The following is a 25430-nucleotide window of genomic DNA, read 5'->3' on the forward strand; positions in this document are numbered from 1 at the left end:
CTATTTTAATTCCCAGTAATCAAAATTAAACAAATCGTCTCCGTCGCCCTCAAAAGTGAAATAGAGGTCATGAACACCTTTCACCTTCTCAAGTTTACATGAAAGCAGTGAGTAACTGTCGTCCGAACCAGTTGAATCAACCGGCAGAATACCGATCACAGCGCCATCTTTGGAATCAATTCTCACTTTAATGCGCGAACCGTTTTTCGTCGACGCGACGCTTGCTAAAAACTTCTTTGCTCCTTTCTTTCCGAAATCAACTCCACGTAGACAGATGTATTCCCCGTTGTCAATATTCGTCACAATCATGTTTCTCGCTCCACATGGACGGGTTTTCAGGCCGAATCCCCATGCCATCGTCTCGGCCTCAACCTTACGGAACGGGTTGAACGGCTCTATTTGTTTCAGCTCGATGTCTTTCCAGTATGGAACTTCCTTGATTGTCCCGTCTGCATTATATTCCATTTCTGCGGCATTGACCGAGCGACGTTCGTGATGATCGGGAGTTTCAAGACGGAGTATGTCATAGCTGTGACCAAACACGTAGGTCTTTCCCTTATAGTCTGCAATCCCCGGATGATTGCCGCGCGTACGTTCTGTCGGCCTCATGATATAACCCTTGCTTTCCCAAGGACCTGTCGGACGGTTGCTCATGGCATAGCCTATTCCTTCGGGGCAACATGTCGAGGCAAATGCAAGATAATAAAGGTCTCCGCGCTTGTAGAGCCACGGTCCTTCCTGATAGTGTTCAGGCGCACTATCAAATTTATGGATATCGCCTGAATATGAAATCATATCATCATTAAGCCTGACATAATAGAGATTGGGATTTCCCCAATACATGTATGCCTGTCCGTCATCATCAATCATGACTGTAGGGTCTATGTCATCCCAATGCTCTTTCTGCCACACAAGAGGCTTGCCGATAGGGTCTTTAAACGGCCCGTATGGAGAATCTGCGACCAACACACCTATGCCGTTACCGTGAATCGGACAATACATATAGAACTTCCCGTTTCTCTCCACGACCTGAATGGCCCATGCTCCGTTGTCCTTATTAACCCAGCTGAAATCCTTCAATGAAGCAACCGCACCGTGCTCGGTCCAGTTGACCATATCTGTCGATGAATATAGCAACCAGTCCTGCATTTTGAAACCATATCCATGAGCGTCATCCTCGTCATGGGATGTATAGAGAAATATGGTGTCATTGTGAACCATCGGTGCAGGGTCTGCATTATATTTTGTCTGTATTATTGGCAACTGCTCGGACGCATTGGCCATCAGTCCGAAAGAAAAAAGCGATATTGCTAAAAATTTTTTCATATAGTTTCAATTATTGAGATGTTATAGCTTAACTGTTGTCACTGAGCCGTTATATGACACATTTACAATCTTGGATTTTTTATCAGCTACCACAACCTTGAATGTACGGTTTGACAGCATTCCCTGATATTCGCCCTGACGGTCTGCAACGGTCAGTGTACGAGTCTTGTCGTTCCACGAAAATCCGATGGTCGAGTAAGAGCCTTTTTCATAATTGTAGTTATCAAACTCGTCTTCATAGAGCGTAAACTCTCCGTCAGCACCGGGATATACGCGAATTTCAAGATCATCCCATGACTTTTCAGTAGCATACTGGACATCAGGGCCAATCGGCAAGATAGATCCTGCCTTTACAAAAAGAGGCAATGTCTTGATGGTTGTCGGCTTCACGATTTTCTTTCCTCCTTTATAAATTTCATTAGTCTCGAAATCCCACCAAGATGTTCCGGCCGGAAGATATATATCCGTATTGACAGGAGTCATGAAATCCATCTCGGCGACAGCATCGTTTCCTGCATTCTCCTGACGGTTCCAGCCAGTATTCTCGTCAATATCAATTATCTTTTCAGATGTATAATTGGCTTTTACCACCGGGGCTACAAGGATATTACGGCCAAACATAAACTGGTCGCCACAATCCCAGCCATTTCTGTCTTTCGGGAAATCCATCATCAGCGGACGCATAAAACTTGAATTGTGTCTGCTGACATCCCATGATGTCGAATAGATGTATGGAAGCAGGCTGTAACGAAGTTTTATCGCATCCTCAACAGCGTCAAACACAGTCTCGCCACGGTTACCGAAATAGTAGATCTCACGCTTGATGTCAGCGCCGTGGGAACGCATCATCGGAGTAAACGCACCAAACTGCATCCACCTTACAAACAGCTCCTGAAACTGAGGATTCTTCACGGCCGAATTGTCGCCATAGCTCTTGTTATATGCGCCGGCAAAGAAACCGCCTATGTCGGAATTTGAATTCGGATTGCCAGTGAGTGTAAAATTGAGAAGAGCCGGAATCTGGTTGCGCAATGTCTCCCAAGTCGAGGCAACGTCTCCTGTCCACACGTTACATCCATAGCGCTGCTGCCCAAAAAATCCGGAACGGGTGAGAATAAACACACGCTTCCTGTCGGATTCCTTGCGCTGATGATCGTAAACCCCGCCCACTGTCAGCAATGGATAAGCGCAGCGCACTTTTCGAAACGACCCAAGATAGGTCTTGGTATCCATGTCCTCTGCTTTGAAATCAAGGTGGTCAGGCTCGGTCGAATCCATCCACCAGCCATCCATGTCGTGGTCATAGAGGCGTTTGAGATGATTCCAATAAATATCGCGCGCCTCAGGATGATATGCGTCATAGACTCTCACACCCGAAGGATAGTCCATGCGAGGAGGCCACTGCTCCGCTATTCCCGACTGAGGCCATGTAGAGAAATCGAACAGCATGTTTTTTGAATCAAGTTCCTTATAGGGACGTGTGGACGGTCCGAATGACGACCATATCGATATTATCACCTTGGCATTATTCGCATGGATGTCGTCAACCATTTTTTGTGCATTGTTAAATTCAGGATTCATAAATTCCATGGCATTCCACAGATAGTTGTTACCCCAGTATTGCCAGTCCTGAATTATACCGTCGAGAGGCACACCAAGCGCACGATATTTGTTTACGACCTCCACGATTTCATCCTGACTCTTATAGCGCTCACGGCTCTGCCAGAATCCGTAGGTCCACAGCGGAAACATCGGGACTTCTCCTGAAAGCCTTCTCATCTCACCAATAACACCGTCGGCATTTTTCCCATACATGAAATAGTAATCGACACAGTCGCCGACTTCCGATTCGAAATATGACACATCCTTGTCATCGACAAATGTTGTCGGTGAATAATTGTCCCAATACACACCGTAGCCCTTCACCGAAACAAAGACAGGTATACCATCCTCTATATTTCCGGGCATAAGCGTGCGTTTCAAGCCTCGCTGTGACAGCCGTCCGTTTTCAAGATTGCCGAATCCGTAGATAGGTTCATCGGCATCAAGACAGAAATCCTGACGAACCTTGAACGATGCCTCACCGGCATCATCGACAGGAGTAAAACTTACATTATCACCCTCCCGAAGCAACTTCTTGCCGTCCGGGGAAAGGAATGAGATCTTGCCGGAAGCAGTGTCAATAGTTACAGTTATGGAATCGGACTTGACTGTTATATATTTTCCCGATTGGCGGGCATTGAATTTTACATTTCCGGGGGTCGACACCACGCTAAGGCTCTGTTTTTCCACCTTAGTGCCAACCGAATTTTTTATTACGCGAACCGTAGATGGCGTGTAGAATTGCAGTGATATTTCATTTCCGTTCACTTCTGTTGCAATTCCGTGGTTTTCAATAGTAAAATCAGAAGCAACACATACTGATGCTCCGACCGAAACAAATGTCGACAAGATTGTAGTAATGACATTGCGATTGTTCATTGACATGATATTCGATTATTAATGATTGGAAACTATAAGAAAACGTTTTAACTAAAAATTCACCGTCGGGAGGGAAGTGCACAGAGCCTCCCGACGGTGAATCGACCAAATAAATATTGGTCCCTTCTACCTAATTATGTACAATGTCGGAAACTGTCCGAAAATTTAGTCCTGACTTTTTCCAGCAAGTCCGTCGGCAAAACCTCCATAGGCCGGCTTGCGGCTATAGTTCAGATCCCAAAGTCCGATAGGTTCTCCCGGACGCCATCCTGAACCTTCAGGGCTGTCGGTCTGAGCCCACTGACAGATACCATACTGCTGTGAGAGCGGGACTATTTCGAAATATTTGTCGATTACGAACTTATAGAACCTGGCCATTGCCTGATGCTGTTCGAAAGTAACATCTTCTGTCTTGACAGTGTTGCCGTTCTCGTCACAGAGTCCCATGTCAAGTTCTGTGATACGCACAAGCTTGCCTGTTGCGGCCATAAGCTCAAACATCTTGACCACATGTTGTTCATTGCTTGCCTGAGTCTCAGGATTCATATAGCATTTGATGTGCATCTGCGACCCGATGCCGTCAATCTTCGTCTCGCCGTCCGATTCCCATTGCTCAATCCACTGGATGAGGCTCTTGAGCTTCTGGTTGTCGTCCCAGTCTGATTCAAGGTTATAGTCGTTGATGAAAAGCTTGAGTTCTTCGGGGTTACCACCGTTCTCTGCAAAATACTTACGGGCAAACTTCACCGGAATGCGGACGAAATTATCTCCCAGATAATCCTGCCAGTAGAACTTGTTGGACTGGTCGCCAGATCCGGTAGCGGCATGCTGAAGATCGTAGCGCTGACCCCACGGACCGCCCGAGATAGCCTCGTTGACAACGTCCCAGGCCTTTACCTGACCGGCTGTAGCCTCCATCATACCCTTGATCCAGCGTTCCATCTCTGCAGTGAGGATTTCAGCCTTCTCTTCGGGAGTTACGGGAATCTTGTTGAGTTTCTCCACCTTGCATACTTTTACGGAACGAACATCAAGGGTAGCGTCGGTGGTCTGAGGCTTGAGAATCACGTCATAGTTGCCTCCGGTGACGCCCGAGAATTTCAGACGGACAACATTGTCTCCAGCAGAAATGGGAACAGGCACAGAGAGATTCTGAGCATCGTCGCCCCATCCGTTCTGCATTGTGAGCTCGACACCCTCGGCATTCTTGGACGCCGTGATATCGAGATAGAGCACATAGTCACCCTCGGTCAGAGGATTCTCACCACCAGGAAGGATAAAGAACTGCGACCAGTCGCCTGTCGGGACAAAGTGGATGCAACCATTGATAACCGGAGGCTCGCAACCCATCGCAAAGAAGGGGAAGGGACCGTCGGTATAGGTCTTGAAGGTGACCTCACTCTCCACCTCGACGGCAGGACTTTCATGATGTGACAGCTTAACCCACTCGATTTCAAGTTTGCCGTCGTAGGTGCCGGGCTGGAAAATCACAAAACTGCTCTCTGTCGTTACTCCGTCTATCGTGACCGAACATTCAGCCCAGTCATCAGAAAATTCCATTTGTTTCTCGAGCGTCGCACCCCAGTTGCCTAATTGCACGTTCATAGAACCAGCCTTGCTACCCTTCACCTTTGCCGTAACCTTGTATGTTCGGCCCGGCACGGTGGAGAGGCCGTCCATAACAAAGAACTGATACCATTCTCCCGGATATTCAGGGACAGTTAGAATTCCGTCGACAATCTGTGGTTCATAGCCCATCACATAGAAAGGGAATTTCGCATCATTCTTGAACTCGTGGATAGCGTCCTCCACTTCGAGTTTCTCATTGGGGTCGATATCAAGTTCCTTGTCGGCGATAAGACTGTTGAGCCACTTGACATTCTGCTGCTCGTGCCAGCAGAGAGTGTGGCCATAAACCTCGACACCTGCCTTTGAAGCCGCATCGACAAAGGCTGTGACAGTGCTGAAATCCATCGAACCGTCATCACCGACAATCGAGGCATACTTCATGGCATTTCCGGCGGTAATCTGATGGAAGTTAGCGTTGGTGATACGGTAGACCTGACCGAACTTATTATAATCGGATGCACTGACACCGACTCCGAGCTTGAAATCAGGATTTATTCCCGCTCTCTGACTCAGATAATCCTTTAGATTTCCGTAGGCATTCAGATATTCATATTGTGCGATGCTTGCAGGCTTCTCGACATAGAAGTTGTCGATGGTCTGGTCGGCACATCCCATGAGGGATGCACCGGCAAGAAGCGAAAGCCATATTTTATGGTTTGTTTTCATTTCAGTATCAAATATTGAGGTTGATTAACGGAGTGTGTAGCTGAAAGTCTCTAATCTGTTCTGACGGTCACGTGCGACGAGTGTCTCGGTCATGTTAGCCTTATATTCAGCCGTAGCACCGGTCTGCTCGTTAACGACGTAAGGAATCGTATAACTGTAAGTCACCTCGATCATGTCACGGTCTGTATTGTTCCACGCCTTTATCGCGCCATGATATGTATACTTTCCATTACCCGAGGCAGTGCAACCCGGAGTCTCGGTCGAAACAGAGACATTGCCATTGTCATCAACCTTGAGAATGAGATCGCATGAAATGTTTTTCTCTACAGTAGCACCTGAAGCATCGACACATGCAACTGCATGTGTGAAAGCATAGTGTGACTCCGAAAGCGATTTGGATGTCAGCTGTCGCAGGTCGGCTTTCTCCCAGTTTGAAGGCTTGCTTTCGTTAGAGAACGACACTCCGTTATTCTCGCCTGAACAGCTCCATTTGCTCATCCAGATTCCATGCCATTTATTCTTATATTTGATGGCATAGAGCGTAAAGTTTTTGGGCTGGACCGACCATTGGTCTTTATCCACGACACTCGGGGTAGTTCCGGCTACTTTCGGAGTTCCTTCGAGAATAGAATCGGAAGCCGTGGTGAGACGGACAGGTAACACATAGCACGTATTGACAGCCTCGGGATCGGCAAAAAAAGCGTCTTCAAGTTTCACATCAAGATAGCCAAGCACCTTGCCTTTCTTGATGGTCACGCGTTTGTCGGAAGAAAGAGTGTAGTATGACTGCGGAAGCAGCTTCACCTCCGAACCGTCAGAGAAACTCATGCCCTGAACCAGCGATGGATCGATTTCGAACTCAACCCAACGGTCTTTTTTGTTGGTATTCACACCTCCAAGCACCGGGCACACCTGAACTATGTGCTGATTGTCAAGTGTGGTGTCATATTCTCCATCCTCACCGAGAGTCACCGTGCGTATAGGTGTCTGCTGAGCGAAAGAGATAGTCTGATATATATAGTCGGGGAATTCCTGACTGTCATTTTTACATGAAGATAGCACAAGAGCCATGCCGACCAATGAAAATATTACTTTTTTCATGATTTCTGATTTGAGTGTTAGAATTGTTGCGTTACCAGCCCTTGTTCTGAATGAGTTCGCTGAATTTAAGCACCTCTGAATAAGGAATCGGGCCATAGAACATATAATCCTTGTAGTTACGGGTCTCGACATCGATGACGCTATAGGTGCTGCCGGAGATGCTCATGCCTTTTGCAGTTTCATTAAGCTCGGATTTCCAGCGGCGCAGATCCCAGAAACGATGGCCTTCGAATGAGAGTTCGATACGGCGCTCGTTGCGGATAAGTTCACGCATCTTATCCTGATCATCCTTGATTGATTCGAGATATTCGTCGCCATTCTCGATGCCGATACCTGCACGCTGGCGGATTGCTTTAATCACGTCATAGGCAGAATAGCCGTGTGAACCGCTGCCGGTCGGCCCCCAAGCTTCGTTTGCTGCCTCAGCATAAAGAAGGAACATTTCAGTGTAGCGGATACGTGGAGTGTAGTGATACTCTTCGGTAGTTCCGTTTGGATCGAGGCTGATGTCCTGACGGAGCAGTTTGCGCAGATAATAGCCTGTACGTGTCGACGAGCCGGTCAGCTTGTTGAGCGCGTCATTGTTAGTTCCGTCGACGGCGGTTGTCACAGTGCCGTTTGAAAGGCCGGAGGTCATACCGTTGTAAGTAACGTATGCGGCCAGACGCGGATCGCGGTCGGCATAAGGATTCGCTGCGTCATATCCGCCCTTGCTCTCTGAGATAGGATAGCCGTTGGCCATCGGGAAGGCGTTGACAAAATTCTGAGTGGGGTTGATGCGGCCACTGCCATACAGCGAAGGGGGATAATTGTCTTTTTCAAGACTGTTGGACTTCAAACGCTCGCTCATCCAAAGCACTTCGGCGGGAATGGACGATGACGAAATAGCATCGATGTCAGCCTTGTTGCAATACCATGTGTTGCCGGTCGGGTCAAGACCGTTGACTCCTCCGATACGGTCGAGCACTTTCGCGCCGGCATCAGCAGCCTCAGTCCAGCTTATACCTGAAGCCTCGGCATAAGCGGGGCTTGCACCAAGCAGATTGAGCTTTGCAAGAAAAGCCTCTACCACACGGCCGGAAATACGTCCGCAGAAATTGTTGCCGAACACACGGTTAATCTGGCTCATCGCAGCGCCTGAATAACGGGCCTGCAACTTGGTCATGGATTCCGAGTCACCGTATTCCCACGGAAGCACTTCAAGAGCGCGTTCCGCGTCCGCACGGATAGCCTCGACACACTCTACAAATGAATTGCGGGGCACATTGAAATTCGAAGCCTGAGTTTCGGCAGTCTCAAGGATAGGTACTCCGAGAAGCGTTCCATCAGAAGCATAACCTCCGTGTGCTTCAAGAAGATAATAGTTGAACATTGCACGGAGGGCGTAGGCCTCGGCCTTCTCGCGGTCACAGAACATCTGCGACACCAACTCATCGTCAGCCCAGTGAACCTTGTCACATCTTTCAAGGAACATGTTGAGATACTGGATGCCGGACTTGCAGTTTGTCCAACGGTCCAAGGGATTGTTGTCCGAAGTCCATGAACCGGCTGCGATCTTACGATAAGAATTGTCCACATCGTTTGACACAGCATCGTCTGTAGCAACCTCGCTGAAAGGATATGATGCGATAGGAATACGGGTATAACCGTTAGCAAGAATACCTTCGGCATAGTTGGCATTGTTATACATGTGGTCAATGCCAAGGTTATTTTCTATAGCCGGCTCGAAGAGGTCGTCGCAACTTGCGAGCATAGCGGCTAAAGGTATTATGAATAGAATTTTTTTCATGATTCCGTTGTTTTCAGGATTAGAAATCTACTTTGACGCCAAGGGTGTATACGCGACACTGCGGAGCAGCCCCGACAGCTCTTTCAAGCTGCTTGCGTTCCTTGGAAATGGTGGCGAGTGAGTTTCCGTTGACATAGACCTGAAGTCCCTTGACGAACTTGTCGCGGAAAAGCGAGCTTGGAAGATCGTAGGTGAGCTGTACTTTGTCAAGATAAAAGGCATCGGTCGAAAATGTCCAGAAATCGGATGTCACGAAGTTGAGTTCTCCACCTTGGGTTGTCAGACGCGGATATGTGGCTGTTGCAGCGGTCTCAGGAGTCCAGCGTCCGCGGACAACTTCCGAATATTTACGGTCGCCGTAAACCCAGTTATATGTGTCGTTCTTGACCCCCATGCCTCCGAAAGAACCTGTACCGGCCACGAAGAGAGTGAAGTTTTTCCACTTTGCAGTGAAGTTGACACCCATGCAGAAAGGAGCGCCCCATTTGCCGAGGACAACCTGATCTTTCGAGTCAATCACACCGTCGCCGTTCTGATCCTTATATTTGAGGTCGCCGGGACGTGTGTTGTTGTTGATTTTTGCTGAAGTGGCCACATCGTTCTCGTCAGCAAAAAATCCGAGACATTCATAACCGCGGAGAGCATCGACTGCAGCGCCGGTCTGACGGAGCCAGTCATATTCGACAGTTTCATTGATCCGCAGATTCTTGGTTTTGTTATACATGCCGTTTACACCAAGACCGAGGCCGAAATCACCAACCTCTTTAGCGATGTTGACACCAAAGTCGAAACCTGTGCGGCGCTGATTGTTATAGTTGATGTAGGGACGCAGGTCGGAAACAGGCCAATAGGTCTGGAAATAGTTTGGATAGGTGCTTGACGCAATGGTAAGCTGGTCATTGGTATCAATGTTAAAGAAGTTGGCATTGATACCAATGAGACCGTTGAAAAGGACGGTATTGAGACCGGCATTGAATTCCTTGCGCTTCACGAATCCGAGATCCGGGTTTCCTCCGCGCTGCGAATCCGTGGTCTGCATCGAGTTGTTGGTCTCGCTCCATCCCCACCAAGTTCCTGTCGAGGTGAAGATGTCGGCATACATATAGTATTTCTCGATATCGATATCCTGATTGATAACGCCGTAGGATGCTGTAAGCTTCAGGTCGTTGAGCCAGTCGACATCGCTCAGCCAGTCTTCCTGCGAGATGCGCCATCCGAGAGTGGCTGTCGGTGAGAAAGCATTGCGGTGACCCGGTGCGAGCTTGGCCGAATGGATGGCCGCACCGCTGAGCTGGGCATAATACTTGTTCATGTAGTCATACTCCAGATTCAGACCGAGGTTCGCGTTGCTGACGCGATGATACTCACCGGATGTCGAAACCTGATACCCGTTAGCCAAAAGCATCGCATGGAAATTATGGGCATCACCGAAGGTACGGTTATAGTTGAAACTGGCATTGAATGCTATGGTCTGGATATCCTTACTGTCGGAAACTGTCTGAGTAGCTGTACTCTTGTCAAGATTATATTTCGTGATTCCCGAAATCATATCATAGCCAAGTGCATTGTCCCATGTGGCTCTGTATGTCGCATAATCGTTGATGATGGCGGTATTGTAAGATGTTGCATAGTCGACAGCATACTGTGCGCGGAACGACAGACCCGGGAGCACACGTGCAAGGTCAATGTCAAGACCAAGGTCAAACTGGAACTGACGGCTGGTGTAGGTGTTGTGACCGGCGGCATACATCCCGGCAAACGGATTGGTGGCGTATTGCTGTGTACCTCCGAGCAGATATTTGCCGTCGACAATATAGTTGCTGTTGTTGATGTAGGCCCATGCACTCTGGTCGGAAGGATCAATCGCCGATATCGGAATCAGCGGCACAAGTGGATCAGCACCGGGGTTGGTCGGACGTAACACCGCAGACTCGGCCCAGAAATTCGAACGGTCCTTACGGTCATCATAGAATGATGCGCTTGTGTTGACCCAGCCACTGATCCAGTCATTGAGCTTGAGGTCAATGTTACCGCGCACATGAAGGCGTGTCGTGTGATTGTCCTTTCCCTCGCCGAATTTAATCAGGTCTGAGTTGTTGTAAAGGCCGACGTTGGCATAATATTTGGCATACTTGCCACCTCCGCGAAACTCAGCAGTCGCATCATAACGCATATAGTTCTTCTTTAGATATTCGTCGGAGAAGAAGTTTATGTCGGGGTATCTGAACGGATTCGTGCCGGCGGAATAATTATAGATATCCTCCTGCGAGAAGGCCGGAATCTCGATGCCGTCGTTGACGAGCGCCTCATTGTAGAGAGTTGCATATTCTGCCGAACCGAGATATTTAGGATAGCTCTTGGGAACATAGAGCTGCGCATTGCCCCTGACACTCACCTGAAGGCCTTTCTCGTTGCCGCGCTTGGTGGTGATAAGGATGACACCGTGTGCGCCACGGCTACCGTAGAGCACCACTGCCTGCGCGCTCTTCAGGAATGTAATCTGGGCTATTTCAGAAGGAAGAATATTGGTCGCCTCACGAGGGACACCATCGACAAGCACAAGCGCATTTCCCTGATTCCAGAGCTGACCGTTGTAACCTCCGACCAGCGCCTGCATGTCAGACAGACTATAGGTCGAATAGTCTTTCTCCATCAGTTTTTCTACATCCACAGCCGATACACCGCCAAGAAGATTCATATCCTCGACCGTGCGGAAAGCCACGTGGACTTTTGTGGAGTCGAGAAGCTCGTCGGCTTTCGAAATCCCGGCCGACAGCAACGCGAATGCTCCTATAGTTACAATTTTATATATCTGTTTCATGAGATTTTAATTATAAGGTTATTACCAACCGGGATTCTGCTTGAACTCTGCCGACATGTTGCAGTCAGACTTCTTGAGAGGCATCCAGTAGTGTTTCTCGGTATAGCTGCGTGTGACGATGACTTCTTCATGATAACCGCTGACAGCATTGTTTTCAGGATGAGCCGGATCAAAGTCTCCGCTACGGGTAAATTCAACCGAAGTCTTGTCGGCATACTCAGGTTTGTCTATGAGCATCCAGCGGCGGAGATCGTTGAAGCGATGGCCTTCGTAGGAAAGCTCGACCGCACGCTCGCGGCGCAGCTCACTCATGAACGAATCAAGATTGCCTGTAAATTTGGCATTCACACCTTCTACGCCCGCACGCTCACGGATTTTGTTGACAGCATCAAGAGCTGAAAGCTGACATGCAGATACCTTACCCGAAGGAGTTCCGGTGGCCTGAGCGACAGCTTCCGCATACATCAGATAGACATCAGCGAGACGGAGGTAGCTGAGACCGATTGTGAACTGAGGTGAATAGCCCCAGCCGTCATCGTAGCGGTTACATGTGGGATGAAGGAACTTCTTGAGCGCATAGCCAGTACGCGAAGCTGTGTTGATGTCGCGAGAAGCGCCCGAAGTAAACAGCTCGATATTGGGAAGAGGATTCTGGTAATTGTCTGTAATCAGACAACCGTCGAACACGATGTCATTGTAGAAACGCGGATCGCGGTCCTTCCACGGATGGGTCTTGTCCCAGCCTGACTGCGGGTCGTCAAGAGGAAGACCGTTGGCCATACCGTAGTTGTTGACATAATTGGCACAGGGGCTGAGGTTATTGCCGCCACCGTCGGGGTGATAAGGAGTCGGGACATACTGGAGGGCGAGACCATAGCGTGTGTTCTGCCAAGGATCCCACTCCGGCCCGCGGAAAATGACTTCGGTGAGACCGGGCATACGGCCATTCTGTCCGTAAGAGTAGAAGACCTCCCCTATCTTGTCATAGCTGACAAGTTCATACTGTGTCGCACCTCTCTCCACGAGATCAAGAAGTTCTCCGAAGGTGTCGGCCGCCTTCTGTGCATACTCGCGGTTATACTCACGAGAGCCCGTCGACTCATAATTCATGAGAGGTGAAGCCGCCCAAAGATAGTTCTTGCCTAAATAAGCGAGAGCCATCACCTTATTGATACGGCGCTGGTTGTTACCGTTGGTTATGACGCTGATCGAGGTCTTGTCCCAGTCAATCGGAAGAAGATCGGCCGCACGGCGGAAATCGGCTGCTGCCTTGTCAGCGCATTCATGGTAAGAGAGACGCGGACGTGTCAGCTGCCCGTTGGCGTTCATTACCTCGTCGATATATGGAAGACCACCGAAATATTGCATCAGCATGAAGTGATACCATCCGCGGAAGAAAAGGAGCTGGCCTTCAATGGCCTTCTTCTGTTCAGAAGTCGCATCGGTGAGTAGGTCAAGGTTCTCAAGACCCATGTTGCACTGGCGGATGCCCCACCATGCGCATGGCCACAGACCCTTGTTGAAACGGTCCTTCTTATATGCGTCGAAGGCTCCGCGGTCGAGCCATCCAGTGCCCCAGCCGTCGAATTCCGACTGCCAGCCCCAGAAGTCACCCTGATCAATCTTATAGACCATGTGATAGTTGACATTGGCGCTGATAATCTCGTCGTCACCCCAGTTGAAGGAGTTGGTCCAATAGCCTTTGTCAAAAAGAGGTATGTTGTTGTAGAGCAGCTCCACAAAACCTTGGAAGTTGGTAAAATTCTTGTAAGGTTCGGTAGCGGAGATGTCTGATTCTTCCGATTTGTCAAGATAATCGGAGCAAGCAGTCGCACCAAGCATAAGAGCCGTACTCAGACAGGCTGCCTTTATATATGTTACATATTTTTTCATGATAAGTCAGTCGGTTAGATGTCAAACTTAAAGCCAAGATTGAAACGGCGCACTGTCGGATAAGCACCCTGCGAGGCAAGACCTGTTCCTGCAAAGTTCGATTCGCGGTCATCGGGCATGCGCGACCAGAGCCAGAGGTTGTTGCCGTTGAGATAGAGTTTGAACATGCTCATGCCAAGCTTCTTTACCCATCCGCCGGTCCATGTGTAGGCGATTTCCGCGTTCTTCAGACGGATATATGAACCGTCGTAGTGATAGCGGGTTCCTTCGTAGTAGGACGGAGTCGAACTCCAGCGTGGCAGCGGCACTGCAGAGTCAGGATTTGAGGCTGACCAGAAAGCTCCCTCATCGAAAACAGTGTTAAGGTGATTGTTCAGAGATGTGAACCCTACATAGCGGCTGACATTCGTCACACCATAGAACTGAACAAAAGCAGAGAAGCCTTTCCATTCAAAACCGATGGTAGCGTTATAGGTGTTTTGCGGAGCCCCGGTATATCCGTAAGGAGCATTGTCATTTGTATCGATGACACCGTCGCCATTGTAGTCCACGGAAATAAACTGTCCGGGCAACTTGTTATTGTCATTGGTGTTGTGCTGTGTCATGCCGATAACTTCATTCCAGTCTTTGGCAATGCCGGCTGTATAGATGGCATGGTCCTGACCGATTGCAAAACCGGTGCTCTTCTGATAGTCGGGAGTAAGCTCAGGATCGTCGTATGAAAGCACCTTGTTGGTGGCATGGGTCATGTTGAAGTTACCCCAGAGATGGAAATTGTTTCCGAAAGTGTAGTTGAGACGGAGTTCAAGCTCGAAACCTGAAGTGCGCACGCGTCCGAGGTTGGCTGTAGGAGCGGTCGTGCCATAATAGCTGGGGACAGCGCGGTTGTTGCCCGTAATGAGGATGTCGCTACGCTTGTCGCGGAAAAATTCGAGGCTACCGGCGGCAAGGTGGTTGAAGAACGAGTAGTCGATACCGAGGTTCTGCTTGATGGCCTTTTCCCAATGGACATCGGCGTTGCCGACAGCCTTCTCGTAAAACCATACGTAGGGGGAATCCAACTGCTTGTTGATGCCCTGGAACGACTGACCGTTTGTGTCGTTGATCGGACCGTAGCCCATCTGAGTGGCATAGAGCCAGCGTGCGGGCACATAGTCATCGCCTACCTCACCATAAGAATAGCGTACCTTGAGCAAATCAAGCCAGCCGCGCGAAAATTTCATAAAATTTTCCTGCGAGATCATCCAGCCGACTGCACCTGAATTGAAGAAGGCGAAACGGTGTTTCTTTCCAAAACGTTCCGAGCCGTTGTAAGCGCCGTTGTATTCGGCAAAATACTTATCGGCATAGTTATATGTGGCACGGAAGGCCCAGTCCTCTCGATAGTTTGTAAAATCAGAGCCATAGGTGTTTTCGGTGCGGTTGAACACGCCCATAGCCGAGACTTCGTTTTCACCGAATTTTCCTGACCAGAAGAGTTGCCCCTGATAGAAAAGGTTTCGTACTGTCTGGTTATTGTCGACCTTACCGCCGTTAGTGTTCCACTTGATGCCTTCATTGAAATCAAATCCGGTCTTTGTGTCGCCGGTCTGTGAATAAGTGACCTCGCCGGTGAGTGGATTGATCCATTTCTGCTGATAAGAGTTGTAGAGGTCATTGATACCGCGTCCGGTCTCAACGAACACATTGTCCCACGACACGAGTGCCGATGCACGGAGACCTTTAAGAAGGAAGCTAAGATCCTGTTCAAGAGTGAAGTCTGTATTGATGCGCGTGGTGGTCACTTTCTCCGCACCGGCCAGAGCAAGATTCGTCACAGAGTTTGGCGAGCCCTGAGTGTCAATCGGATAGTAGCCCCATGTTCCGTCGGAGTAACGGGGAAGGAATGTGTCGTGAGGCGCGCTGTAGGCTGCCTGCCAGAGCTGAGATGTACCCCAGTCGGAGTCATTCATGCTCCACGGACGCTTTTTCTCACCGTTCATACCGAAAAGGTTGACCTTGAAAACGGTAGTCGGAGTAATCTGGAAGTCAAGATTCGAGCGGACATTCACACGGTTGTAACCATAACCCGACTTATATCCGCGTCCGTTATCCCATTCGCGGAAAAGGTCGCCTTCATGAAGGAAATCGACAGCTGCGAAATATTTGACGTTCTTCGTACCGCCGGCCACATTGATGTTTGGATTGTAGGCCATTGCATAATCCTTGAAGAGCTCTTTCTGCCAGTCAACGTCGACATAACGCTCCCATTCGTCACCCGGATTGATATATTTCTGAATCACCTCTTCGGGGTAAATATCACTCCATGAATCAGGATAGAGTCCAAGCTCGCGTTCGATAGCGCGGTTGCGCACACGGATAGCATCGGCAGAGCCTAATGTCTGTGGAAGTTTAGAAATCACCTTGGCAGTAACGTTCATTCCGACAGAAATCTTGGCGCGTCCCTCTTCACCTCGTTTGGTGGTGATAAGGATGACGCCGTTAGCACCTTTCACACCATAGACGGCGGTAGCCGATGCGTCTTTAAGTACGGAAATGGTCTTGACCGAACTGATGTCGACCGAGCTCATCGGACGCTCGATTCCATCGACAAGCACAAGAGGCTGTGAATTATTCCAAGAACTTGCGCTTCGGATGATAATCTGGGGGTCTTCATCACCGGGCATACCCGTCGACGAAGAGGTCACGACACCCGGAAGATTACCGGTAAGGGCTGCACCGACATTGCTGACACCGCCGGCGCGTTCGAGAGTCTCGCCTGTAGTCTGTGTGATCGCGCCGACCACGGATGCTTTTTTCTGCTGACCGTAGCCGACCACAACTACTTCATCAAGCATCTCAGTGTCTGTCAAGAGTGTAACGTCGACGACATTGCGGCCGTTGACTTTCACGGTCTGGGAAACCATACCGACGTAGGAAAATTCCAGAACGGCGGTCTTTAGGTTGGGAACATTGAGTGAATACAGACCGTCGATGTCTGTAGCCACACCTTGTGAAGAGCCTTTGAGGATTACTGAAACCCCCACTAGTGGTTCACCTGTATCGTCAACCACCGTACCCCTGACCGTATCGGCATGTGCCCACGCCGGACCGAAGCCGACCAAGAGCATCAGGAGTGAAATGCATCGAAATAGTTTCTTTACATTTTCCATTGTTATTAATTTAAAGTAATATAATTGATAGGTTATCACTCAGTAGTGAATTTAGGTCAAATGCTGTTGGATGCGTATAGACCGATGGTAGTACCTGTAAAGCCACCGGCTTTTGCGGTTGATGTGAATCCGCCGTCAACGCCCGAAGCAACTTCCTCCCATGTCTTGCCTCCGTCGGCGGAATATGAGAAGCTCAGTTCGAGCCCTTTGGATTCGACTTTCAGATTCAAGGTATGGATGTCGTCGGCAATCGGTTTAGATGCAAGGTCTTCATGCCCGTTTTCCATAATCTTGCGCAGCACGACACTGTTTCCGTTTTCATCACGTGTCTTTGCAAGGAAATACTGGTGTGTCTCATCCTTCATCAGAAGCATGCCCGCACATTGTTTTTCATGTTCGGGAGCAAAAGTCACATTTGTGGTTGCAACGTAGTTGTGGTGATGGATACGGCGTCCGATATAAGGAATCACAGCCTTCTCAGCAGATGTCACGTCCGCACACTTGATTGTCAGATAGCCGGGATTGCGTGTAAGCGAATAAAGGTCGTCGGCTGTTCCACGCAGAGTCATCCAGTCCATGCCGAGTATCGAATCAGTGAAATCGTCTCTCCGGGCAAAGTTTCCGAACGTTACATCTGCTTCACGCTTCACTCCGTCGCGACGCAACTGCATTGGTACAGTCTCGCCTTCACGTGTCATGTATGGCCACCCGTCATCAGTCCATTTGACAGGCATCATGAAAGTTTCACGGCCAAGGTTTTCCATGTCACCGCTCACAGGGCGACACGCGAGAAACACACTCCACCAGTCACCTTCCTTGGTCTGAACGAGGTCTGCATGTCCGGCACATGTAATCGGATTCTCACGTGATTTGTCGAGAGTGCGCTGTGTCAGAATCGGGTTGCCTTCCCACGGAGTAAACGGACCGAAAGGTGAGGGACCGCGGTAGATGACCTCGCTGTGCCATGTGCTTGTGCCACCCTCTGCAGTCATAAGATAATATTGTCCTTTCACCTTATATATATGCGGGCCTTCACACCAGATCGGTTTTTCTTCAGGACGGCAACCTTTGTTGACTACAATCTTGCGCTCACCGACACATTTGTCAGAAGCGGTGTCAAATTCAACGACGCGGACCGTGCGGTGGCCGGGATATTCGGGATTGCCGTCGGGCGCATCGTCATTGTTGACGATATAGGCTTTACCGTCCTCGTCAAAGAAGAATGCCGGATCTATGCCGTGTACATCTGGAAGCATGATCGGATCAGACCATTCGCCAAACGGATCCTGAGTCTTGACAAAGAAGTTTCCCGCACCTACATTTGTCGTAATCATGTAGTAGGTCTTGTTGGCCGGATTATAGGCAATATCTGGAGCGAAGATACCACCGCTGACATGCTGCTTCTCCATGTTCTGCAACTGGGAAGGACGCGAAAGAATGTGACCAACCTGCTTCCAGTTGACAAGATCGCGACTGTGGAACAGAGGAACACCGGGAAAATAGGTGAACGTAGATGTGGCGAGAAAATAGTCACCGTCACCATTGGTACAGATTGTAGGATCGGAATACCATCCGGGAAGAATCGGGTTGTAAAACGAACTTTCATCAGCAAGTGGATTCGCTGCATAATAGTCGTCATTACCCTCATAGGTGAATGAGTCAAAAATCGCTACAGATTTCTGTGGTTCTATGCTCTTGCCCGACGTTGCCGCACAACTGCCGAAAAGCGCCATAAATCCTGCCGAAACTGCCATTAAGGTTAGTTTTGTTTTCATGAACTTAGTTTTGATTCGGTAATGATTGTAATAAATGGTTAAACATTGCAAATTTATCTGATTACAACAAGACAGGCATTTCATGGTGACTCCAAGAGATTCATATTTATCACATGACGCACCCGCCCATGTCTCATTCTCGTTAATATTTGAATCATAAAATCAGCTATACATACTATTTATCAATCATTTATAAAAACAGGGAGCTACGCTCGACGCGCAACTCCCATAGACAGATAAGTGTGTTGAAACTTATTAATCAATTAAGACTAAAGGCGTGAAAAAAACCTGTTTTGATTGTGAAAAAAGAATAAAGAAATCTAAGTGCTTCCAAAAACCAAAAACAATCCTTTAAAATAGCTCATGATACCTATTTACCTATTGTCATATTATCTAAAGGCATTAATCACCCTTGGTATATCTGAAAAAATCGACATCAACATGTCCGCCGACAGAAGCGGTGGCGTAGTTGTAGATTGCAAAACGTGTGCCCATGAAGAATCGGCGGTAGTCAAACACCATCTTGAATTCCGAACCGATCGGCGTCCAGTTCTGCCCGTCGGTGCTGTAGGCGAAAGTAGCTATATCGCGTCCGGGGTTAAAATCGGCATTTATCTTCAGATAGATATCATCGGTAGTCAGGGCGACCCGTTCCATCTCCCGGTCATCGACCGAGACAACTTCGTGATTATCCCCGAGGCTGACAGACGATGCCGAGGCCGACAGCCATCTGTTGTTACCTTCCCGCAACACAGACAGCAGACCCGAATCGCCGTTGATTGCCGCAAAACCTGCGACATCACCATCCCTCATATTTGAAATATCCATCTTCACGATGCCTTCACACACAGGCCCTTCCATACGTTGCGTAATAGTGTTTGGCGCTTCAAAAATATTGCCGACAACGCGCGATGTCGAGAGGCGCAGATGCCCCGGACGAGCCGTAAGCGACCAAGCCGAATCAACAGGGTTGTGATTCCATTCCCATAGCAACGATTTTTTTCCATCGGAGAACTCATCGGCAGCCACAACCCCTGCAAACTCAGTCGAAACAGTTTTTTTAGGCATAAAATCAGGGACTTTCCCGTTTTCGTCGCCAAGCAAAGGCCAGCCATCGACCCACCGGCATGGATTGAGTGTGAGGACACGACCCACACCACCGCGATCCTGAAATATCATCCCCCACCAGCTGCCGTCGGAATCATCAACGATACAACCTTGTCCGACATACGGAAAACCTCCGAATTCAGATTCAAGTATCACTTTCTTTTCGTATGGTCCACATATATTATCGGCACGATAGCATAACTGACGGCGTGGCTGTCCGGCAGGCCATGAGATGACCAGCGCATAATACTTGCCGTTATGTTTCACGACGCGACTCCCTTCATGAAGTCCGGTTTCCGTCGCGTCAGGAAAGATTACAGTCGTGTCGATTCCGCCTTCCTTCACACCTGAGAGGTCGGGATTCAGTTCCCGCAGACGGATCTGACCTCCGCCATAGAACACATACACACGGCCATCATCATCAAACAGAAGCGATGAATCATGGAAATGATCGGTACGGCTGACAAGATCCCATTTCCCGGCCGGATTTTCCGTAGAATATATATATGATTTATATGGCGCGTCGTTAGGAGAAAAAAGCACGTAGAACCGTCCGTCATGATAACGGAGCGAAGTGGCCCACTGTCCCTTTCCGTAGACAGTACCGTCGACAAGATCGTAGCGGGGAGAATCCTCCAGACGGTCGAATACATAGCCTACCGTCTCCCAGTTGACAAGGTCTTTTGATTTCATCACCGGGCAACCGGGCATGAGGTGCATGGTTGTGCTCACCATGTAGAAATAATCACCCACGCGTATGACATCTGGATCGGGGACATCGGCCCAGATAACCGGATTGGAAAATCCATCATGAGCCTCCACACCGGCAACCGGTGATATGAAACCCATCGCGAATATTGCAAGCAATGTATTTCTGACTGTTCTGATCATGGTGTTGGTAAATCTTCGTTTTGATTGATTATAATTGTTATCCTTTCTATGGCAGCGACACTGTCCGCGCTGATTCTGAACAATTGCAAAATTACAAGAAAAAACCACAAATCATATTCTATAATATATCATCGAGATAAAACACTGGTGTATTATCGTACATATTTATCTTATTTTGGTTCATATTTGTAACATCGAGTGTTTTTTACGTCTGAAAAAATTTGTCAGATATAGATTTTACGTACCTTTGTATATAGTAAGACAATACTACCATGAAGCTTTTTAACCGCCTTCTGATTCTATTCTTATTTATTATGGCACCCGTACGCCATGCGTACGCAATCCAGAGCACACGCCTCTTTGATTCGAGAGAAATCGTATCGTCAAACTACAGCAGTTTCTGTGTCGATAAGGACGGAAACCTGTGGATTGGCACTCAATACGGCCTCTTGCGGTTCGACGGTAATAATTTCGACAAATATCTCCATGACGAGAATTCCGAAACGTCGCTGAGCGACAACCGCATATTGAACATCCTGCGCGACTCATCCGACAGACTGTGGATCGGGACATGCGAGGGCCTTAATCTCTATAATCCGGACACCGACGATTTCAGCCGGGTCACACTGCCTAACAGTGAACTGTTGGGATACGTATTCGACATCTGGCAACTGTCAGACGACAACATTGTTTTTATGGTATCAGGTGTCGGACTCCATATACTTGACTTCTCTTCAGGAGACCCGGTGGCGGTCAAATATATGTCGCAGATTGAAAACACAAGCACAATCAATACACTTTGTGAGACAGAAAAAGGAGAACTTGTCGGAGGAAATCACTATGGTGAGATTATAAAGATAGCCCCCAACGGGCAGTCAAAGACATATAATATAACGGACTCGTACATCCAGATACTTTTGCGCAATGACGAGGGGAATATTTTTGTCGCGACGACAAGCAAATGCTGGCTATGGAATCCTAAGAATGACATATTCCATCCAATAGCTATGCCTGAAGGAATGAACCCGGAACTCCACTGTGCCGAACTTGACGAGGATGGAAACATATTGGTCGGAACTATGGGCGACGGCCTTTTGCGACTTGAAAAGCACACACTGGAACTCAAGCCTTACAGAGAGCTGAATAATCCTATCGTAAATATGGATCGAAGCCGCATATCGATAATCCATCAGGAGTCATCGGGAAATCTCTGGCTTGGATGTCCTTATCAGGGCATCATCATGGTGCCGAAAAGAGAAATACCGTTTAATTTCGTAAATATCGCCAGAGCCCTACCGGAATATGCAGGAGGGAAAACCAATGTGGGAATGGCACACGACTCGAATATCATTTGGGTCGGTCTTGAAAACGGGGAGCTAATTTCAATCGATGAAAGTGGTAACCTTCTGAAAAAATGGCATTTAGGGGGGGATATCAGTTCACTCCACATTTCTGATACAAATAAAATATACGCCGGTATTGATAATCATGGGCTCTATGAGCTTGATCCTGTGAGCGGTGTCATCCGTCAGCTGGTTAATATCAAAGGCCATTACATCGCAGTGGCTATAACCGAAGACCATGCCGGAAACATTTATCTCGGAGTGCATGGTGAAGGTGTCATCAAGGTGAACCCCGACACTAAAGAGGCCCAATGGCTACACGACACTAATAAAAATGCCAGACACAGATGGATTTCCTCACTTTTCTGCGATTCGAAAGACAGAATATGGATAGGAATGTATGGTGGACTGGCCATATATGACATCGCCACAAACCGCCATACATCATTGGGAGAACTCAATCCTCAATTGGTAAAAGGCGTACACAACTCTATCAGGGAAGATGCCAATGGAAAGATATGGGACGCGACAAGCAACGGACTGTTTATAATTAATCCTGACGACAACTCCTACCGTCGGCTGACGCCGAACGACGGATTGTCTGACATCTATGTCTCGACAATTGTATTTGATAACGAAAACAATGCGTGGGTAGGCACACACTGCGGTCTCAATCGCGTAGATACCGACTTCAATGTCACCCCCTTCTATGGCCAAAACGATATGTCGGACAACGACTATTTCTCTGCCACTATCTCTCCTGATGGCAACAGACTGCTGTTCAGTGGAGAGAAAGGCATCACACTCCTCGAACCGGCAAAACTAAAAAAGCCGATGTTTGAAAACGATATTTTTATCTCAGGGATATATCTCAATGGGAATAAAGTAAACAATGCCACTCTTACATCGTCAGGCGAGAAGGTTCTTCCTGAAGGAAAATCCGACCCGGAAAGAATCCGTCTGTCATTCCGTGACAATTCTCTCGTTTTACGCATGTCGACCAAGGATTTCCGTGACACCGACAATCTTATGTTTCAGTGGCGCGTTCCGGGCATTATCGATGACTGGATATCAACCTCTCCTGGCAGCAGTGTCATAGCCCTCCCCCACTTCCAGACCGGTGACTACAGGCTCGAAATCAGAGCGGCCGAAAACGGACTGTATTCCAATATAAGAACTGTGGCAATCTCTGTCTCGTCGCCTTGGTATCTGTCATTCGTGGCCAGATTCGTCTATCTTCTGCTTCTTTGTTCTATTATAGTACTTGCATGGAGAGAGATAAAACATAAGAACACAGAGCGCGACAATGAAGAAAAAATTAAATTTTTCATCAATATATCACATGAGATCCGTTCGCCCCTGACACTGATTCTCAGCCCGCTCGAACGAATCATGAAAAAACAGCATGATCCGGAAACCACAAAAAATCTGAATGCAATACACCGCAACGCCAACAGGATTCTCGGCCTTATCAACCAGCTGCTTGATATACGCAAGATTGATAAGGGAAAAATGAAAATCAAGCATTCGGAAACGGAGTTTATCAGTTTCACAAGCGAACTTGTGGATATATTCAAGCCACAGGCTGAAGAAAAGGGGCTGAACCTTCAATTTGAGGTCGCCGACCCTACTCTCGATAGCCTTACGGTATGGATTGACCGCAACAATTTCGACAAGGTATTGGTCAACCTGATTTCAAATGCCATAAAATACACCCCTGCAGGTGGAGAAATAACAGTGTCAGTCGGTCACGGCTCAGACACGGGCATGGGGGACTATGCGGAGGTCAAGGTAACGGACACAGGCATCGGTCTCGATGAAAAAAAACATCAGCCGCCTGTTTGACCGTTTCTATCAAGGTAAATTCAACCGAAGCGATATTCCTCTCGGGTTCGGCATCGGACTCGACCTATGCCGATTGCTTGTAGAACTCCATAACGGCACAATCACAGCGGCCAACAGGACGGACCGCAAAGGCAGCTGCTTCACAGTCAGGATTCCTGTCAGAAGCATGGAGAACGAAGAATCAGACGACAACATCGAATCAGTAGAGTCTGAACGTAATATCATGCCACCGACCGCTCCGCTCCTTCAGCCGGAATCAAAAAGAACTTCTAAAAATTCGTCATTAAAAATACTAATTGTCGATGACGATGCTGAAATACGCTCATTCCTCAACGACATTCTTTCTGGATTCGGGAAAGTAACAGAGGCAATCAACGGAGAGGAAGCTATGAGGAGCATTATGGAGTCAATGCCCGATCTCATAATATCAGATGTCGTGATGCCCTGCATGGATGGCCTCACACTATTGAAGACCCTCAAAAGCAATGTAGATACAAACCATATCCCTGTCATACTCCTAAGCTCGAAAAATGATGTCACCGACCGTATGGCCGGCTGGGATAAAGGTGCTGACGGATATATCGGCAAACCGTTTATCATGGAGGAACTTCAGGCTATGGTCGACAATCTGATTGACAACCGTCTGAGGCTGAAAGGAAAATTCTCCGGCACGCAGCAACAGGAAGGCAGGATTGAAACGCCCGATCTCAAAGGCAACGACAAAATGCTTATTGATAAAATCGTCAGTGAGATCGACAATCATCTCGACGACCCGAACCTCAATGTTGAAAAACTCTGTCAGGAAGTTGGGCTAAGTCGCGCGCATCTCAACCGAAAAATGAAGGAGCTTTTCGGATTGACACCAAGCGAATTTATCCGGAATGTTCGTCTTCGCAAAGCCTGCGAACTTCTGCACCAACCCGATGTTGACATTTCACAGATAGCATATAGTGTAGGATTCTCGTCACAGCCACACTTCTCGACTGCTTTCAAACGTTTCACAGGAATATCCCCTACCGAATACCGCCAGAAAAATTCGAAAGAGACAGTCTAACCGTTTATGACTTGCCTACAATCATGTACTGACCGGTGGACATACGAAAAAAATTACATTCAGAAATCATAAAAATATTCATCTTTAAACGGCCATTGTCAATATATGGCCGTTTTTGCGTATATTTTCTCTAAGCCATGAGCTTTAGCGGACATAATTCTATATTGGTATATCCAAGAATCATATTATTGCTGTCTATCGAAAATTTCAGCCACTACCATAGCAAAACCAATCGAATTACGCCTTTTCAAATGCTCTACAAAGACTATCAATCTAATTTACAGAAACTTATAGCATCTGTGTTTCCTCAACAGATCATTTAAACGGACATGAAACACATAAATCGGCAAAACAATCAACACATAATATATTGAAAATAAGCATAATTACTCAGCTTAAAAGCTAATTTTAAACCATTTAAATTTTATCAAAATCAAAAAAATACATTTTTATTAAAAATAATTACCCAAAAATTTGCATGATTCACAAAAAGTCTCTACCTTTGCATCGCTTTTCAAGGGAAAACAACTTGAAAGAGTCGCAAAAGCAACTACTTC

Annotated in this window: 12 protein-coding genes; 2 read left to right on the forward strand and 10 right to left on the reverse strand. The window is 47.9% G+C overall.

Going from position 1 to position 25430, the window contains the following annotated elements; all coding sequences use genetic code 11:
* From E7747_RS14480 to E7747_RS14530, 10 genes are all read right to left on the reverse strand, one after another.
* The gene (locus E7747_RS14480; protein WP_123615239.1) at nt 1-1326 is read right to left on the reverse strand and encodes a glycoside hydrolase family 43 protein; all 1326 of its coding nucleotides are present in this window, start codon (nt 1324-1326) and stop codon (nt 1-3) included.
* Between the two features lie 21 nt (nt 1327-1347).
* Nucleotides 1348-3807 (reverse strand): glycoside hydrolase family 31 protein, encoded by a 2460-nt coding sequence (locus E7747_RS14485; protein ID WP_394366332.1) that lies wholly within the window; start codon nt 3805-3807, stop codon nt 1348-1350.
* A 165-nt stretch (nt 3808-3972) separates the two neighbouring features.
* On the reverse strand, nt 3973-6102 hold the full coding sequence (locus E7747_RS14490; protein WP_228449185.1) for an endo-1,4-beta-xylanase: 2130 nt from the start codon (nt 6100-6102) through the stop codon (nt 3973-3975).
* Between the two features lie 24 nt (nt 6103-6126).
* Nucleotides 6127-7203, reverse strand: coding sequence for a DUF5627 domain-containing protein (locus E7747_RS14500; RefSeq protein ID WP_168185363.1), 1077 nt, complete (start codon nt 7201-7203; stop codon nt 6127-6129).
* A 31-nt stretch (nt 7204-7234) separates the two neighbouring features.
* Nucleotides 7235-8992, reverse strand: coding sequence for a RagB/SusD family nutrient uptake outer membrane protein (locus E7747_RS14505; RefSeq protein WP_136416724.1), 1758 nt, complete (start codon nt 8990-8992; stop codon nt 7235-7237).
* 19 nt (nt 8993-9011) lie between these two features.
* Nucleotides 9012-11813, reverse strand: a complete 2802-nt coding sequence (locus E7747_RS14510; RefSeq protein ID WP_136416726.1) for a SusC/RagA family TonB-linked outer membrane protein — start codon at nt 11811-11813, stop codon at nt 9012-9014.
* Between the two features lie 21 nt (nt 11814-11834).
* A complete protein-coding gene (locus E7747_RS14515; protein WP_136416728.1) occupies nt 11835-13706 on the reverse strand; it encodes a RagB/SusD family nutrient uptake outer membrane protein in 1872 nt (623 codons plus the stop codon).
* Nucleotides 13707-13720: 14 nt separating this feature from the next.
* Nucleotides 13721-16858: a SusC/RagA family TonB-linked outer membrane protein gene (locus E7747_RS14520; protein WP_136416730.1), complete on the reverse strand. Its 3138-nt coding sequence runs from the start codon at nt 16856-16858 to the stop codon at nt 13721-13723.
* Between the two features lie 56 nt (nt 16859-16914).
* On the reverse strand, nt 16915-18591 hold the full coding sequence (locus E7747_RS14525) for a glycoside hydrolase family 43 protein (RefSeq protein WP_228449330.1): 1677 nt from the start codon (nt 18589-18591) through the stop codon (nt 16915-16917).
* A 444-nt stretch (nt 18592-19035) separates the two neighbouring features.
* Complete coding sequence (locus E7747_RS14530; RefSeq protein WP_123615247.1) at nt 19036-20631, reverse strand: glycoside hydrolase family 43 protein; 1596 nt, start codon at nt 20629-20631, stop codon at nt 19036-19038.
* A gap of 314 nt (nt 20632-20945) precedes the next feature.
* Here E7747_RS14530 and E7747_RS14535 point away from each other — a divergent pair, with 314 nt between their 5' ends.
* Complete coding sequence (locus tag E7747_RS14535) at nt 20946-23819, forward strand: sensor histidine kinase (protein ID WP_168185364.1); 2874 nt, start codon at nt 20946-20948, stop codon at nt 23817-23819.
* Nucleotides 23791-24873, forward strand: coding sequence for a helix-turn-helix domain-containing protein (locus E7747_RS17310; protein WP_136416736.1), 1083 nt, complete (start codon nt 23791-23793; stop codon nt 24871-24873). The genes E7747_RS14535 and E7747_RS17310 overlap by 29 nt, the downstream gene beginning before the upstream one ends.
* Nucleotides 24874-25430: the final 557 nt, after the last annotated feature.

It is taken from the genome of Duncaniella dubosii, assembly GCF_004803915.1.
GTDB lineage: Bacteria > Bacteroidota > Bacteroidia > Bacteroidales > Muribaculaceae > Duncaniella > Duncaniella dubosii.